Here is a 15,209-nt window from a genome sequence, read left to right as displayed (position 1 = left end):
GCTAATTACTGATGCGTGACGACAATCAGGCGCAGCGCGTCAAGGCGCCAGCCTGCGCCATCAAGCGCCGCCAGCACCTGCTCGCGATTGTTTTCCAGCGCATCGATCTCATCCTGACGGATATTAGGATTGACCGCGCTTAGTGCCTGCAGGCGTGACAGCTCCGCGCTCAGGTTCTCGTTGGCTTCCACTCGGGCAATGTCGATCAACTTGCGAGCTTCTTCGGCCGCCTGACCTTCCGCCAGCTTCAGGATCTCATGCACATCCTGCTGCACGGCGTTAACCAGCTTGCTGCCGGTATGGCGATTCACGGCGTTGAGTTGGCGGTTAAAGCTTTCAAACTCCACCTTGCCTGCCAGATTGGTGCCTTTGCGGTCAACCAGCATCCGTACCGGCGTCGGGGGCAGAAAGCGCGTTAGCTGCAGCTGTTTCGGCGCCTGCGCCTCTACTACGTAGATCAGCTCCAGTAACAGCGTACCAACCGGCAGCGCTTTGTTTTTCAACAAGGAAAGCGCGCAGCTGCCGGTATCGCCGGACAGGATCAGATCCAGACCATTGCGAATAATCGGATGTTCCCAGGTGACATACTGCGCGTCTTCGCGCGACAGCGCCTGGCGGCGATCGAAGGTGATTGTGCAGCCATCTTCCGGCAGCCCAGGGAAATCCGGCACCAGCATGTGATCGCCCGGGGTCAGCACGATCAGGTGATCGCTGCGATCCTCCTGGTTAATGCCAACGATATCAAACAGGTTCAGGGCAAAGTTAACCAGCTCAATATGGTTGTCCTGCTCGCTGATGGTTTGCGCCAGCGCCTGAGCCTTCTCACCCCCGTTGGAGTTCAGCTCCAGCAAACGGTCACGACCTTGTTCCAGCTTGCTTTTCAGCGCGTTATGCTGCTCGCGGCAGTCGCTGATAAACTCGTCCAGCCCCTCGCTGCTTTCAGGTGCAGCCAGATAGTTGACCAGCTGGTCGCTGACCTTGTCGTAAATAGCGCGGCCGGTCGGGCAGGTGTGCTCAAAGGCATCCAGCCCCTCGTGATACCAGCGTACCAGCACCGACTGGGCGGTTTTTTCCAGATAAGGGACGTGGATCTGAATATCATGCGCCTGACCGATACGATCGAGACGGCCAATACGCTGTTCCAGTAAATCCGGGTTAGCGGGCAGATCGAACATCACCATCTGGCTGGCAAACTGGAAATTACGGCCTTCGGAGCCGATTTCCGAGCAGAGCAGCACCTGAGCGCCATCCTCTTCCGAGGCGAACCAGGCTGCTGCGCGGTCGCGCTCGATAATAGAAAGCCCTTCGTGGAACACGGCTGCGCGGATGCCTTCGCGCTCGCGCAGCACCTGCTCCAGCTGCAGGGCCGTAGTGGCTTTAGCGCAGATAACCAGCACCTTGCTGTCGCGATTGCTGGTTAAAAAGCCCATCAGCCATTCGACGCGCGGGTCGAAGTTCCACCAGGTTCCGCTGTCGCCTTCAAATTCCTGATAAATCTGCTCCGGATACAGCATATCGCGTGCGCGTTCATCGGCCGCTTTACGCGCGCCCATGATGCCGGAAACCTTGATCGCCGTTTGATACTGAGTCGGGAGCGGCAGACGGATCTGATGCAGTTCACGTTTCGGGAAGCCCTTGACGCCGTTACGCGTATTGCGGAACAGCACGCGACTGGTGCCGTGGCGGTCCATCAGCATGCTGATCAGTTCCTGGCGCGCTTCCAGCTTGCCCTCGCGATCGCTGTTGGCAACCTGCAGCAGTGGCTCAATGTCCTGCTCACCCATCAGATCGTTGAGCATGTTCAGGGCGTTGTTATCAATCGCCTTATCGGCCAGCAGGCCGGAAACGGCATCGGCAATAGGCTGAAAATGCTGCTGTTCTTCAACAAAAGCGGCAAAATCATGGAAACGATCCGGGTCCAGCAGGCGCAGACGGGCAAAGTGGCTTTCCATCCCCAGCTGCTCTGGCGTCGCGGTCAGCAGCAGCACGCCAGGGATCTGCTCGGCCAACTGTTCAATGACCTGGTATTCGCGGCTTGGCTGGCCTTCTTCCCAGGCCAGGTGATGCGCCTCATCGACAATCAGCAGATCCCACTCGGCTTCTGCCAGCATCTCCAGGCGCTGCTTATTGCGGCGCACGAAGTCGAGCGAGCAGATGACCAGCTGTTCGGTATCAAAAGCGTTATCGCTGTCCAGACGTGCCTGCGCATAGCGGTCATCGTCAAACAGGGCAAAGCGCAGGTTGAAGCGGCGGAGCATTTCCACCAGCCACTGATGCTGCAATGTTTCGGGTACCACGATCAGGACGCGCTCGGCACGACCGGCCAGCAGCTGCTGATGGATAATCATACCGGCCTCAATGGTTTTACCAAGGCCCACTTCATCAGCCAGCAGTACGCGCGGCGCATGGCGACGGCCCACATCGTGCGCGATATGCAACTGATGCGGGATCAGGCTGGTACGCATCCCACGCAGGCCGCTTACCGGCAGGCGATACTGCTCGCTGTGGTATTTGCGGGCGCGAAAACGCAGGGCAAAGCGGTCCATACGATCCAGCTGACCGGCAAACAGGCGGTCCTGTGGCTTGCTGAACACCAGCTTGCTGTCGAGCATGACCTCACGCAACATCACGCCGGACTCTTCGGTATCAAGCCGTGTGCCGATGTAGCTGACCAGGCCGTTCTCGGTGACGACTTCTGCCACTTCCAGCTGCCAGCCCTCGTGGCTGGTAATGGTGTCGCCCGGGTTGAAGATCACACGAGTAATAGGCGAATCATTTTTAGCGTAAAGACGGTTCTCGCCGATGGCGGGGAAAAGCAGTGTGACCATGCGCGCATCAACCGCAACAATAGTTCCTAATCCCAGTTCGCTTTCCGTATCGCTGATCCAGCGTTGACCAAGTGTAAAAGGCATAGATATTCGGCTCGATTCTCGTAGAGGTTATTTCAGGCAATAGCACGGCTGCCCGGCAGCAAAGCCCGGCAAATTTATTTCGTTTTGCAGGAAGGGCGCTATGGTACTGGAAGGTGGCGCGTTCGTCACCTGTCAAAAAAGCCCCAACTGACCTGTAACCAGTGTAGCAAAGTCATCCTGCACGAAAGGCAAAATCCCTTCCGCCACGGGTTGTAGCTGGCGGGAAAGGTAATGTTCATAGTCCAGTGGCGTCAGGCGCGCCTCCAGCGGCTCTGGTCCTGAGGTGGCCATCACGTAGCGGATCCGTCCGCCTTTTTGATACTGCAACGGACGGCCCAGTTTGCGATTTTGCTCGTCGGCAAAGCGGGCGGCACGTACGTGTGGCGGGACGTTGCGCTGATAATCATCCAGCGGTCGGCGCAGCTTTTTGCTGTAGGTCAGCTGGTCGTCGAGTTCGCCATCCAGCAGCTGCCGCACGGTTTCGCGAATATAATCCTGATAGGGCTGCCGTTTGAAAATCCGCAGATAGAGCGCCTGCTGAAAATTTTTCGCCAGCGGCGTCCAGTCGGTGCGCACCGTCTCCAGTCCTTTAAACACCATGCGTTCTTCGTTGCCCTGGCGGATCAAACCGGCGTAGCGTTTTTTGCTGCCCTGTTCCGCGCCGCGAATGGTTGGCATCAGAAAACGGCTGAAGTGGGTTTCGTATTCCAGCTCCAGCGCGCTCGTCAGGTTCAGCGTTTCCTGCAAATGGTGCTGCCACCAGGCGTTGATTTTGTCCACCAGCTGACGGCCAATCGCGGCGGCCGATGCCTCGTCATGCGGGGTTTTCAGCCAGACGAAGGTGGAATCGGTGTCGCCATAAATCACGTCGTAACCTTCCGCCTCCACCAGTTCCCGGGTCTGACGCATAATTTCATGGCCCCGCAGCGTAATCGAGGAAGCGAGACGCGGATCGAAAAAGCGGCAGGAAGGGGTACCCAGTACGCCATACAATGCGTTCATAATGATTTTAAGCGCCTGCGACAGCGGCTGGTTGCCCTGTTTTTTGGCGGTATCCCGGCCCTGCCAAATTTGACCAACGATGTCCGGCAGGCAGTGCACAGCGCGGGAGAAGCGCGCGCCGCGAAAGCCGCTGACTGAGTCGCTGTCGTCGGGATGCGCCATGCCTTCTGCCAGCCCGACCGGATCGATCAGAAAAGTGCGGATAATTGAGGGGTAAAGGCTTTTGTAATCCAGCACCAGCACCGAGTCGTAAAGGCCGGGACGCGAGTCCATTACGTAGCCGCCCGGACTCGCCTCAGGCGCAACCTCGCCCATATTGGGCGCAACGTAACCGGCGCGGTGCATGCGCGGCAGATAAAGATGGCTGAAAGAGGCAACCGAGCCGCCATGTCGATCCGCTGGCAGGCCGTTTACGGTGGCGCGTTCCAGCAGAAAAGGCATGATGTCAGTGCGCTGAAAGATCCGTGTTACCAGCTCGCAGTCTTTCAGGTTGTAGTGCGCCAGCGCCGGTTTATCTTCTGCAAAGCGCTGATCGATCTCCTGCATTCTGTCCCAGGGGTTATTAATGGCCTTGCCTTCCCCCAGCAGTTCGCGCGAGACCGATTCCAGGCTAAAAGAGGGAAAATCCCAGAAAGCCGATTTCAGCGCCTCAATACCGTCAATAATCAGCCTGCCGGTTGCCTGGGCAAAATAGATCCCCGGCTTAAAGCCGTGCTCGCGCCACTCCAGCGCTTCGTTGTTGCGGCCCAGCCGCAGTGGGATTGCGTAGCGGTCAGCATGTTTTTGCAGCACCCTGAGATCGAACTGCACCACGTTCCAGCCAATCAGCACATCCGGATCGTGTTCGGCAAACCAGGCGTTAAGTTTTTCGAGCAGCGCAGGGCGGCTGGCGACATATTCCAGCCTGAAGTCCAGGCCGCTGGCATCACCGTTTTCCGGCCCTAACATATAGACGACACGCTGACCGCAACCTTCCAGCCCGATGCAGTAAAGCTCGCCGTGGCGCGTGGTTTCAATGTCCAGCGAAACCCACTTCAGTGGGGGACGGTAGTCGGGATTGGGTTTAAGGCGTGCCTGCATAAGGCTGCTGCCAACCTGCTGGCCGCTGAACCAGACCGGTGCGGTGATAAAACGCTCCATCAAAAAGCGATCGGGCGGGCGGATATCGGCTTCATATACCATTACGCCGTTTTCGCGCAGCAGCTTTTCCAGCTTTTGTAGCTGGCGATACTGTTTGCAGTAAAGGCCGACAACGGGGCGCTGACGAAAATCCTTTAGCGTCAGCGGCACCAGCCGACACTCTTTTTCGGCACGCAACAGCGTTTCCGCCTGGGCCAGGTGCTGCTGTGGAATAAAGGCGACCGACTCCTGCGGCGGCAGAACGACGCGCTGCGGGCCACTGTCTGTAGCCAGCCACAGCACGATTTCGGTGCCGTTGGGCGTATCCCGCCAGTGTCGGGTCAGCAGAAAGCCTGCGCGAGCGTCGTTCACCTTACTCTCCTGAGCCGCTGGAAACAGAATACGGCGATCGTCGACCCGGGGAACGGGCCAGTTGCCTCATAATAGCATGTTTATTTATACAGTTCTTTATCCGGCGGCGGGGCTTTTTTCTTCTGTGCGGCCAGCCCCTTTTTCTTTACCCTGGTGAAAGAACTATGCGCATTCCCATACAAAACAGCGCTTGACGGATCCTGAGCGGGTCAGGACAATCCGCCTTTACAATAAGCAGAATGTGAACTCTATGGAAGCCTGGCTGCAACACCTTATCACTCAATCCGTTGCCTGGTCCTTGCTGGCAGTAGGCCTGGTGGCCTTCTTTGAATCGCTGGCGCTGGTGGGGCTGCTGCTGCCGGGCACCGTGCTGATGGCCTCGCTGGGTGCGCTGATCGGCAGTGGGCAAATCAGCCTCTATCCGGCCTGGGGCGTAGGGATAATCGGCTGCCTGCTGGGTGACTGGATCTCTTATTTTATCGGCTGGCAATTTAAAGGGCCGCTGCATCGCTGGTCATTTATTAAAAGACACCAGCCGTTGATGGATAAAACCGAACATGCCCTGCATGAGCACAGCATGTTTACTATCATCGTTGGTCGCTTTATCGGTCCGACGCGGCCACTGATCCCGCTGGTAGCGGGAATGCTGGAGCTGCCGGTAAAGAAGTTTATTCCGCCTAATTTAATTGGCTGCGTGCTGTGGCCGCCTTTATATCTGCTGCCCGGGATCCTGGCGGGCGTCGCGATTGATGTGCCGAAGGATGCCAGCAGCAGCCTGTTTAAATGGCTACTGCTGGCGGTAGCGGTGCTGGTGTGGCTGGGTGGCTGGCTGGGCTGGCGATGGTTGCGCGCCAAAAAACAGCATGACTGGGCGACCGCTTATCTGCCGGAAAGCCGCCTGCGCTGGCTGGCACCGTTAATGATGGCAGCGGCCCTGACCAGCTTCGTGACGATCCAGTTCCATCCGATGATGCCGATATTCCGCCATCTGCTGTGGCAGGTCTTTATCGGCTAGTGCAGCGGCCAAAAGCAAGCCACTTGCTTTTAGCCGCTGCCGCTGCTGCAGGGATAAACCTGAATGCCAGTCAACGTTGATCTGAACGATCTGTATGCTTTTCGGGCGCTGGTGGAGTATGGCAATTTCCGCCTGGCGGCAGAATCTATCTGCCTTTCTCCGTCCGCTTTAAGCCGACGAATAGACAAGCTGGAAAATGCGCTGGGTTTAAAGCTGTTTGAACGTACTACCCGGCGCGTCAGCCTGACGCTGAACGGCCAACATTTTGCCGAGCGATCGGGCCGCCTGCTGGTGGATTTCGAGGAGGTAATGGCGGATGTTACCGAGCTCAGCCAGCATCGTACTGGCCTGGTGACCGTCGCCACCGTTCCATCCGCTGCCTATTATTTTATGCCTGATGTCATCCGCCGCTTTCAAATCCGCTATCCACGGGTACGCGTTAAGCTTATCGACAGCAGTGCCGGCAACGTTTACGACTCGGTCGTCAGCGGCCAGGCGGATTTTGGCATCAGCTTTGCTGGTCGTACGCAGGCGGATGTGGAATTTTTGCCGCTGTTAGCGGACACCTATGTTGCGGCGTGTCGGCATGAACATCCCCTTGCAGGGAATAAGGCGCTGACATGGAAAACCTTTTATCAGCAGGCCTGGATTGGCCTGGATAAAACATCGGGTAATCGTAACCTGCTGGATCGGGCGCTGGCGCATATTGTGCCCGAACGTCCCAGTATTTGTGAAACCCGGCATGTTACCACGCTGCTGGGTATGGTCGAAGCGGGCCTTGGCATTGCCGCCGTTCCTGCGATGTCAATGCCCTCTGCCGGCCATTCTGTGCTCACCAGCCTGCCGCTGACTGAACCGGTAGTACAGCGTACGGTGGGTTTACTCAAGCGCAGCGGACGCGTGCTGTCGCACGTCGCCGCCGAGCTGGAAAAGTTAATTACTGAACGCTAGCCGTCTGCGGTAAAGCCACGGTTTTCAGACCGGTGGCGCGAACGCTCTCCTGCACCGCAGCCGACGAGAGATAATGCAGCAATTTTTTTGCCTCCTGCGTGTTGGCCGATTTTTTTGTTACGGCTCCGGCGAAGCGGGTGGTGTACTGCACGCTGGCCGGGAGTTCGCCGATAAAGGTTACGCCGGGTACGGGAAGCAGTTCGCTGACCTGTTGAAAGCCCAGCGCATATTTTCCTTCCGCAACTTCCCGGGCTACCGGGATCCGCTCTACCTTCTGCGCTTTGCCTTTCATTTGCGCAGCAATACCCAGCTTTTCGAACAGCTGACCGCTGACATATCTGCCGCTTGCGCTGTCGGAGTAGGCCACCGATTGCGCCTGCAACAGCGCTGTCCGCAACGCTTTTTCCGTTTTGATACTGACAGGCGCTGCGCCTTTTTTAACGACCGCGCCCACGGGGGAATCGGCCAGTTCCACACGGGAATCTTTAGCCAGCCAGGCTGCCTTATCCAGCTTTTCCAGGGCATCGCCCACCATAATGACTACATCGGCCTGTTCTCCACGAGACAGCCTGGCAGGGATGGCCTGAGCGGACTGCCCCATTGAAGGGCCGGATACGGTAACCACTTTACAGCTTTCCTGCGCTTCAAAGCGCGGCGCGAGTTTTTCCCATGCGGCGCTGAAGCCGCCTGAAATCATTACCGTCAGCGCTTTTGCCTGCACGCCTGAGCTGAGGAGAAAAAGAAGCGGTAATACACCTATAAATCGTCTTGTCTGGTCCATAATTTTCCTTAGCTGAGCGATTCTGTGAGCGGCTGAACATGCGTCGCGCGGCGACGATAAAGATAAAGCGTGGCCAGCAGGGCGCATACGGCGGCAAAGCTCATCCAGTATCCTGGCGAAGCTTTATCTCCCGTCAGCTCTATGAGTCCGGTAGAGACAACAGGGGTAAATCCACCAAAGATCGCCGTTGCCAGGCTATAAGCGAGCGAGAAACCCGCTACTCTGACTTCCGGCGGCATAATTTCCGTCAGCGCTGGGATCATTGCGCCGTTGTAAAGGCCGTAAATAAACGACAGCCACAACAGCACGGCCAGCATCGTATAAAAACCCGGCGCGCCAGCCAGCAGATGAAGAGCAGGCCAGGCGGTGACCAGTGCCAGTAACGCCATAGTAATCAGCACGGGCTTACGGCCGAAGCGATCGGATAACGCTCCCCCTATTGGGAGCCAGCAGAAGTTCGAGACAGCGACCAACAGCGTGACCAACAAGCTGTCGGAAGCGCTGAGCATCAAGACTTTCTTGCCGAAGGTCGGGGCATAAACGGTAATCAGATAAAAAGCCGTGGTGGTCAGGGCAACCATCAACATCCCGGCAATAACCACCTGCCAGTTAGCCAGCAGCGTGGTAAAAACCTGTCCTATAGCCAGGTGAGCGCGGCGGGCATGGAACGCCTGCGTCTCTTCCAGCTTGCGTCGTAAAATAAAGATAAAGGGCACGATCAGACAGCCAAACAGAAACGGCAGTCGCCACCCCCAGTCACGGATTGCGCTTTCTGCAAGCGTGGCGTTCAGCGTGAAGCCCATGGCGGCCGCGACCATAATGGCAACCTGCTGGCTGGCGGACTGCCAACTGGTATAAAAGCCCTTGCGGCCAGGTGTGGCGATTTCAGCCAGATAAACCGAGACGCCACCCAGTTCGGCCCCGGCAGAGAACCCCTGAAGTAAACGCCCCGTCAGGACCAGTAAGGGCGCCCAAAAGCCGATAGCGTGATAAGAGGGAATAAGCACGATCAGGAAAGTCCCCACCGCCATAATAGAAAGCGTCACAATCAACCCTTTGCGTCGGCCTACCTTATCGATATAGGCGCCCAGCACGACCGCACCGACAGGGCGCATCAGAAAGCCTGCACCGAAGACGGCGAAAGTCAGCATCAGTGAAGCGAACTCGCTGCTTGTCGGGAAAAAGGCATGTGCAATATAGGTGGCGTAGAAACCGAAAAGGAAGAAATCAAACTGCTCCAGAAAGTTGCCTGAAGTCACGCGAAAAATCGTGCTGATGCGGGCACGCAGGGACAGGGGTGAGTCAGAAGTAGGGTGCATAGGGATCTCCAGTTTGTCGGTAGCGCTTTTTACCGCGCCTGTATTGAAGACTGGCTGACCAGGCCAAAGTAAATAAGTGCAATTAATGCATTGATTGATGTGCCGCTGGCATTAATCACAAAAAGAGTGGGGAAACCGATTGGATTTATTACGGTTTTGTTTTTGCAGGTGTTTCATCGGTGTGAAGACGAAGTTTTCTTTTTGTGATGACATTCATAAAGTTACCCGGACAACAGCCGCACAGAGAGCCAGGGATCTTTTTATGATTAATCTGTTGAATGTGTTAGTTTTTATCAGGAAAACCAGACCATCTTCATGCCCACCCGGTTTAAGTGAGCGTGTAAAAAGAAGAGGCCAACAGGTAAGGTGAAAAAAGAAAGTCTGTTTTTGTAGACGACTGGTCTAATTGAGTGTAGGGTGACTTTATGAACACAGCAGCGCATAAACAGAAAGACGCTGTCCGCGAGCATATTCTTGCGACCGGGCAGCGCATTATGGCAGGCAGAGGGTATTCGGCCGTCGGGCTAAACGAAATCCTGACCGAGGCGGGCGTACCTAAAGGCTCCTTCTATCACTATTTCGGATCAAAGGATGCTTTTGCCGTCGCCATGCTGGAAAGCTATTTTGCCGATTATCTGAGCGGGCTTGACCATACGCTGAGCCAGCCCGGCGTCGATATGGCGCAGCGGCTGATGAATTACTGGCAGCAGTGGCAGGATACGCAATCTTTCCAGGATTGTCAGGGCAAATGTCTGGCGGTCAAGCTGGGAGCGGAAGTCGCAGATCTGTCAGAAAATATGCGGCTTGCGCTTGAAAAAGGGACGTCGCAGATTGTGGGCCGGCTGACGGAAGCAGTTGAGGCTGGCGCAAAAGAAGGCTCGTTACGGATCGCGGAACGCCCTCATCGCATTGCAGAAAGTCTTTACCAGCTCTGGCTGGGTGCCAGCGTCATGGTGAAAATTGTTCGCAATAAAGAACCGTTCACCTCGGCAATGTTGTTGACCCGACAAACGCTCGGCCTGGCAGCCTGATAAGGTGGCAGACAGGGCAAATGAACCGCGTCCCCTGGGCCGCTGGCAGGGCAGATGTCTGGCTTAGCGGCATGCCAAAGCGTTGGCTGGATAAATGCTCGGCGTAACACTCTGCCAACGCGATGGCAGAATATATGTTCGACGTAACGGTCTGCCAAAGGGTTGGCTGGATAAATGTTTGACGCAACGGTCTGCCAAAGCGTTGGCTGGATATACGTTCGACGTAACGGTCTGCCAACGCGATGGCAGAATATATGTTCGACGTAACGGTCTGCCAAAGCGTTGGCTGGATAAATGTTCGGCGTAACACTCTGCCAAAGCGTTGGCAGCATACACGTTCGGCATGGCGCTTTGACAGAGAGGCTGCTGCGGCCAGCGTGGCTAAGCAAATTTTTTGCGGAATAGACAGTGGCTTCAGTATATGACCACTGACGGGCCAGCAGGCTGGCCTGATTTTTTACTCTCGTATTAGACGACTGGTCTACTACAAATTAATATCACTATGCGGAGATAAGCGATGAAAGTATTAATGGTTCTGACCTCACACGATCGTCTGGGCGACACCGGCCGTAAAACCGGCTTCTGGCTGGAAGAGCTGGCCGCGCCTTATTACGCTTTTAAAGATGCGGGAGCGGAAGTGACCCTGGCATCACCGGCTGGTGGCAATCCTCCTCTGGATCCTAAAAGCAACGAGCCGGCTTTTCAAACGGAGCTGACCCATCGCTTTGAAGCTGATGCCGATGCCGTTGCGCAGCTTGCCGCCACCGTACGTCTGGAGACGATTTCCCAGGCTGATTACGATACGGTTTTCTATCCGGGTGGCCATGGACCGCTGTGGGATCTGGCTGAAGATAAGCATTCCATCGCGCTAATCGAATCGTTCCTGGCGGCTGAAAAACCGGTAGCGCTGGTTTGTCATGCCCCGGGCGTACTCCGCCATGTGAAAACGCCGGCGGGCCGTCCGCTGGTGGAAGGGAAAAAAGTGACGGGCTTTGCCAACAGCGAAGAGGAAGGTGTCGGACTGACCAACGTGGTGCCTTTCCTGGTGGAGGACGAGCTGGTGGCGCAGGGCGGTATCTATTCTAAAGGCGCCGATTGGGGGTCGTACGTGGTTCAGGACGGACTGCTGATTACCGGCCAGAACCCCGGCTCCTCAGCGGCAACGGCCTCGCTGCTGCTCAAACAGTTTGCATAACCGTTTTCCTGCGGCGAAATGCCGCAGGTTTCCGGTGATTGACGACTACTTCAACAGCGGCATCAGTGCCGCTATCAGCGGGTCGGGCGAAACCGGCGGCCCGCCCGGCTGCCAGGCATGCTGAAACTCTGCTATCTCTATCCCTACCAACGGCGAACAGGCAAGCGCTTCGCAGCAGGCTTTTAGCTCTGCCAACGTTAACCCTCCCGCAGACTGATAATCTGTCGGCACCGTGCCCGGCGCCAGTACGTCACAATCAAGATGAACGTAAACCGCGCGCCCCGCAACAGCCTGACGCAGGCGCTCCGGTAACCCTTTGCCCGGTAACAGGCAGGGAATGTTGTGCTGTTTAATCAGGGCCGATTCAAAAGGATCGAGGTCGCGTTGGCCAGCCAGCACCACCTGCTCAACGTTAATGCCGCTTCCCAGCTCGGAATGCCAAAAGCCCAGCGGCCCGGACAAAGCAAGCCCACCGAGAAAACCACTGACGGAAGATTCTGGCGTATTCAGATCGGCATGTGCATCTAACCAGACTATGCAAACCTCGGCATGATGCTTTACCAGGGCGGGCAGCGTGGCCAGTGATACGGCACACCGGCTGGTGGCCGCCACGGAAAAGGCGCCGGACGCGAACACGGCGTCAAAATATCGCTGTGCCGCGCGCAGATCGGGCATGGCTGCATCCAGCTCCTCGCGCCAGCCCAGGTTCAGCGCCGGCTCGGGTGTGCCAATAAGCGTTGGCGGTTGGCCAGTACAGCAAGCCAGCGCGTCACCGATAGCTTTGGCGGCAGGAATGGCAAGATCGTTATGATCGCCGGCACGGCCCTGAAAAACGGTACAGGCAACGTTTTTTCCAGTCATCAGTCTGCTCCTGTTAAAAGACAGGCGACGTCCGCTTTCCGGAGTGACGCCGGAGAAAGGTAAACATAAGACAACGGAGAAAGTGAAACAAGCGTGAAAAGCGTTTGTGCCAGGCAGCGCCTGAACGCTTTTCAGGGTACAAGCGAAGAAAGGTAAACCTGAGACATCGAGGAGACGGCGCGATAATGAATAGCGTCTGTTTCTTACAGAGCGCGAATGCTTTTCAGGGTACAAGCGAAGAAAGGTAAACCTGAGACAGCGAGGAGACGGCGCGATAATGAATAGCGTTTGTGTCTTGCAGAGTGCGAACGCTTTTCAGGGTATCAGCGAAGAAAGGTAAGCCTGAGACAACAGGAAGACGGCGCGATACAGAAAAGCGTTTGTACCACGCAAAGCCTTGACGCTTTTCAGCCTGCTGGTGGAAAAAACGATAGTGATAAGGCTGGCAGGACAACAGACACCAGCCTGAGGACGCAGGACAATACAATCGGCCATCAGGAAAACAGCAGACTTAAACGGCCAGGCCATTCACCCTGAGCATGAACAGATCGCCCTCCCGGATTTCTCTTTTCCTTTCCAGAAGCAAATCGAGATCGTCCCTGACGGTAAGATAAAGTCCGCTTAATGACTTATATTTTCCGCTGCAAAGTTTTTCAATATTTATCAGGCTCTGTGTTTCATCAACGGTATTTCCGGCATCTTTTTCATCGTACACCCACTGCAACGCTTTACCCCTGGCGCTGTTACTGTCGGTAATACTTTCAATAAGATTGGTGACCATGCCGGTGGAATGAACCAGGCCGGGGTGATAGGCATAAAGAGAGATGTTTTCACGCTTCATCTCGACCGCAAGGTTTTCGGTTAATTTAATAACGGCAGCTTTGGTCACGGAATAAGATGTGCAATAGGGCCAGCGGTAAACCCCGGCGTTGCTGACGATATTAATGATGGTGCCGCGCTTTTTCAGACGCATCGGTTTAAGCGCCTCGTGGGTACAGTAAGAAAGGCCAAGCAGGTTAATATTGATGGCTTCAAACCAGTCATCAAGTGCAATATCAGCAAACTTATCTACCGGACCCCAGACGCCAGCGTTATTGATCACCACATCAATATGATCAAATTTTTCGGCTATGCTGGCGAAGCAAGCGGCAACGGCCACCCGATCGGTTACGTCACACTGCAGGCAGTGAACCGACCCGCCAAACTCCTCTTCGAGTTCAGCCAGCCTTTGCGCATCCCTGCCAGTAATAATAACGCGGTGCTCTTTAGCCAACGCTCTGGCATAGGACAGACCCAGCCCTTTCGATCCCCCGGTAATTAATATCGTCTTTTTTTGCGCATTCATCATTGCCTGTTTCCTTTAATAAAATAAATTTCTGGCCATGCTGGCGATATTTCATTAGTAACACATCATTATGTAATTAACATGACACTCGTCATTCAATTTATTTATGATGGGGTGTTTTTTAAAATCAATCCGTTAAATGAAACAGGTGATTATGCCGTTGGGTTAATATACCGAGGTGAAAATAAATTAATTAAAAAATAACGCTGCCTGGCTCTGGTTGCGCCAATATATTTAAGCCGTATCACTAAAATACTTAATAAACAGGGCCATTTTATAGTGGGTTTTTATTGTGTTGGTCGACGCTTAACCGGGGCCTGATCGGGTTCAATACAAAGATGATGGCGGTAAGGCCCGCCTGTGAACCGGGCCTGCGTTGTGGTTATCGTTGCCCGATTCCCAGCACGGCGGCTTCTTTGACCTCGCCGTTAAGCAGTGCAGAAGTGCTACCGTCCCAAAAAATTCGGCCATCGACCACCAGCACACTGCGTGGCGTGATACAGGCTGCATCTTCAATACTGTGCGATACCATCAACAGCGTCATCGTTCTTTCCCGACAAACCTCATCCGTCAGCGCCAGCATCTCTTTACGCAGAGCAGGATCCAGTGCCGAGAACGGCTCGTCCAGCAGCAGGATCGGCTGCTTACGCACCAGACAACGGGCCAGAGCGACACGCTGACGCTGCCCGCCGGAAAGTTCTCCCGGCAGACGTGACAGATACGCATCCAGACCTACTCTCTCCGCAATCGCCTGTAAACTGCGCTGTTGCTCCGCGTTCAGCCGCAGCCCCGGATGTAATCCCAGCCCGATATTTTGCGCCACGGTGAGATGCGGAAACAGGTTATTTTCCTGAAAAAGCATAGAGACCGGCCGCCTGGCTGGCGGGGTAGAGCGATGATCTTCGCCGTTAAGCCACAGATCGCCGCCGTCAGCGGGAAGAAAACCGGCTATCAGGCTCAGCAGGGTGCTTTTGCCCGCGCCGCTGGGGCCGAGTATGGCCAGACGCTCGCCGGCCTGCATAGACAGGGAAAAGCGCATCGGCAGATGCTGGTAAATCCAGGTAAGGTTAGTCAACGTCAGCATGGCGTCCCGGCAGTTTTTCAATCAGGGTAAATAAAAGGAAGCAGAGTAGCAGCAGCAGCAGAGCCGTTACCGCGCCATCCTCACTGCGATAGGCACCCATCTGTTGATAGAGCCAGAACGGCAGAGTACGGAAATCTTCGTTACCGAACAGAGCCACCACGCCGAAATCGCCGACCGACAGCACGCTGGCAAAAGCCAATGCCTGTGCCAGCGGCCGTTTTA

General features: G+C 55.6%; 11 protein-coding genes and 1 pseudogene. 4 read left to right on the top strand and 8 right to left on the bottom strand.

All coding sequences use genetic code 11. From position 1 onward, the window contains the following. Positions 1–5: 5 nt before the first annotated feature. Both rapA and polB read right to left on the bottom strand, forming a co-directional pair. Positions 6–2,912 carry an RNA polymerase-associated protein RapA gene (rapA, locus tag RTK32_RS09010; protein ID WP_312043185.1) on the bottom strand — a complete coding sequence of 969 codons (2,907 nt, stop codon included), beginning with the start codon at positions 2,910–2,912 and terminating at the stop codon, positions 6–8. 132 nt (positions 2,913–3,044) lie between these two features. After that, positions 3,045–5,405, bottom strand: a complete 2,361-nt coding sequence (polB, locus tag RTK32_RS09005) for a DNA polymerase II (protein ID WP_312043183.1) — start codon at positions 5,403–5,405, stop codon at positions 3,045–3,047. Between the two features lie 250 nt (positions 5,406–5,655). Here polB and RTK32_RS09000 point away from each other — a divergent pair, with 250 nt between their 5' ends. After that, positions 5,656–6,420, top strand: a complete 765-nt coding sequence (locus tag RTK32_RS09000; protein ID WP_312043181.1) for a DedA family protein — start codon at positions 5,656–5,658, stop codon at positions 6,418–6,420. Positions 6,421–6,483: 63 nt separating this feature from the next. Continuing rightward, positions 6,484–7,371: a LysR family transcriptional regulator gene (locus tag RTK32_RS08995; protein WP_312043179.1), complete on the top strand. Its 888-nt coding sequence runs from the start codon at positions 6,484–6,486 to the stop codon at positions 7,369–7,371. On the opposite strand, the gene RTK32_RS08990 is transcribed toward RTK32_RS08995, so the two are convergent. Continuing rightward, the gene (locus tag RTK32_RS08990) at positions 7,358–8,152 is read right to left on the bottom strand and encodes a substrate-binding domain-containing protein (protein ID WP_312043177.1); all 795 of its coding nucleotides are present in this window, start codon (positions 8,150–8,152) and stop codon (positions 7,358–7,360) included. The genes RTK32_RS08995 and RTK32_RS08990 overlap by 14 nt on opposite strands. Positions 8,153–8,160: 8 nt before the next feature. Next, a complete protein-coding gene (locus tag RTK32_RS08985; RefSeq protein ID WP_312043175.1) occupies positions 8,161–9,471 on the bottom strand; it encodes an MFS transporter in 1,311 nt (436 codons plus the stop codon). Positions 9,472–9,896: 425 nt separating this feature from the next. Between RTK32_RS08985 and RTK32_RS08980 the strand changes: the two genes are divergently transcribed. Together RTK32_RS08980 and RTK32_RS08975 are read left to right on the top strand one after the other, a co-directional pair. Further along, positions 9,897–10,502 carry a TetR/AcrR family transcriptional regulator gene (locus tag RTK32_RS08980; RefSeq protein WP_312043173.1) on the top strand — a complete coding sequence of 202 codons (606 nt, stop codon included), beginning with the start codon at positions 9,897–9,899 and terminating at the stop codon, positions 10,500–10,502. A gap of 517 nt (positions 10,503–11,019) precedes the next feature. Next, positions 11,020–11,697, top strand: a complete 678-nt coding sequence (locus RTK32_RS08975) for a type 1 glutamine amidotransferase domain-containing protein (RefSeq protein WP_312043171.1) — start codon at positions 11,020–11,022, stop codon at positions 11,695–11,697. 45 nt (positions 11,698–11,742) lie between these two features. On the opposite strand, the gene RTK32_RS08970 is transcribed toward RTK32_RS08975, so the two are convergent. The 4 genes and pseudogenes from RTK32_RS08970 to thiP all read right to left on the bottom strand — a co-directional run. After that, positions 11,743–12,558 (bottom strand): arginase family protein, encoded by an 816-nt coding sequence (locus tag RTK32_RS08970; protein WP_312043169.1) that lies wholly within the window; start codon positions 12,556–12,558, stop codon positions 11,743–11,745. Between the two features lie 511 nt (positions 12,559–13,069). Further along, a complete protein-coding gene (locus RTK32_RS08965) occupies positions 13,070–13,906 on the bottom strand; it encodes an SDR family oxidoreductase (protein ID WP_312043167.1) in 837 nt (278 codons plus the stop codon). A 379-nt stretch (positions 13,907–14,285) separates the two neighbouring features. Further along, positions 14,286–14,987, bottom strand: a complete 702-nt coding sequence (gene thiQ, locus RTK32_RS08960) for a thiamine ABC transporter ATP-binding protein ThiQ (RefSeq protein WP_312043165.1) — start codon at positions 14,985–14,987, stop codon at positions 14,286–14,288. After that, positions 14,971–15,209: pseudogene (thiP, locus tag RTK32_RS08955) on the bottom strand (thiamine/thiamine pyrophosphate ABC transporter permease ThiP); the annotation flags it as partial. The pseudogene thiP and the gene thiQ, both read right to left, overlap by 17 nt.

The sequence above is a fragment of the Erwinia sp. genome (assembly GCF_031978025.1).
Classification (GTDB): domain Bacteria; phylum Pseudomonadota; class Gammaproteobacteria; order Enterobacterales; family Enterobacteriaceae; genus Erwinia.
This window is presented reverse-complemented; position numbering and strand designations above follow the sequence as displayed.

Excerpts from the sequence above, each read along its gene's own strand:
- RTK32_RS08995 (WP_312043179.1), top strand. The coding sequence starts at position 6,484 with ATGCCAGTCAACGTTGATCTGAACGATCTGTATGCTTTTCGGGCGCTG.
- thiQ (WP_312043165.1), bottom strand. The coding sequence starts at position 14,987 with ATGCTGACGTTGACTAACCTTACCTGGATTTACCAGCATCTGCCGATG.
- RTK32_RS08970 (WP_312043169.1), bottom strand. The coding sequence starts at position 12,558 with ATGACTGGAAAAAACGTTGCCTGTACCGTTTTTCAGGGCCGTGCCGGC.
- RTK32_RS08975 (WP_312043171.1), top strand. The coding sequence starts at position 11,020 with ATGAAAGTATTAATGGTTCTGACCTCACACGATCGTCTGGGCGACACC.
- rapA (WP_312043185.1), bottom strand. The coding sequence starts at position 2,912 with ATGCCTTTTACACTTGGTCAACGCTGGATCAGCGATACGGAAAGCGAA.
- RTK32_RS09000 (WP_312043181.1), top strand. The coding sequence starts at position 5,656 with ATGGAAGCCTGGCTGCAACACCTTATCACTCAATCCGTTGCCTGGTCC.
- RTK32_RS08990 (WP_312043177.1), bottom strand. The coding sequence starts at position 8,152 with ATGGACCAGACAAGACGATTTATAGGTGTATTACCGCTTCTTTTTCTC.
- RTK32_RS08985 (WP_312043175.1), bottom strand. The coding sequence starts at position 9,471 with ATGCACCCTACTTCTGACTCACCCCTGTCCCTGCGTGCCCGCATCAGC.
- RTK32_RS08965 (WP_312043167.1), bottom strand. The coding sequence starts at position 13,906 with ATGATGAATGCGCAAAAAAAGACGATATTAATTACCGGGGGATCGAAA.
- RTK32_RS08980 (WP_312043173.1), top strand. The coding sequence starts at position 9,897 with ATGAACACAGCAGCGCATAAACAGAAAGACGCTGTCCGCGAGCATATT.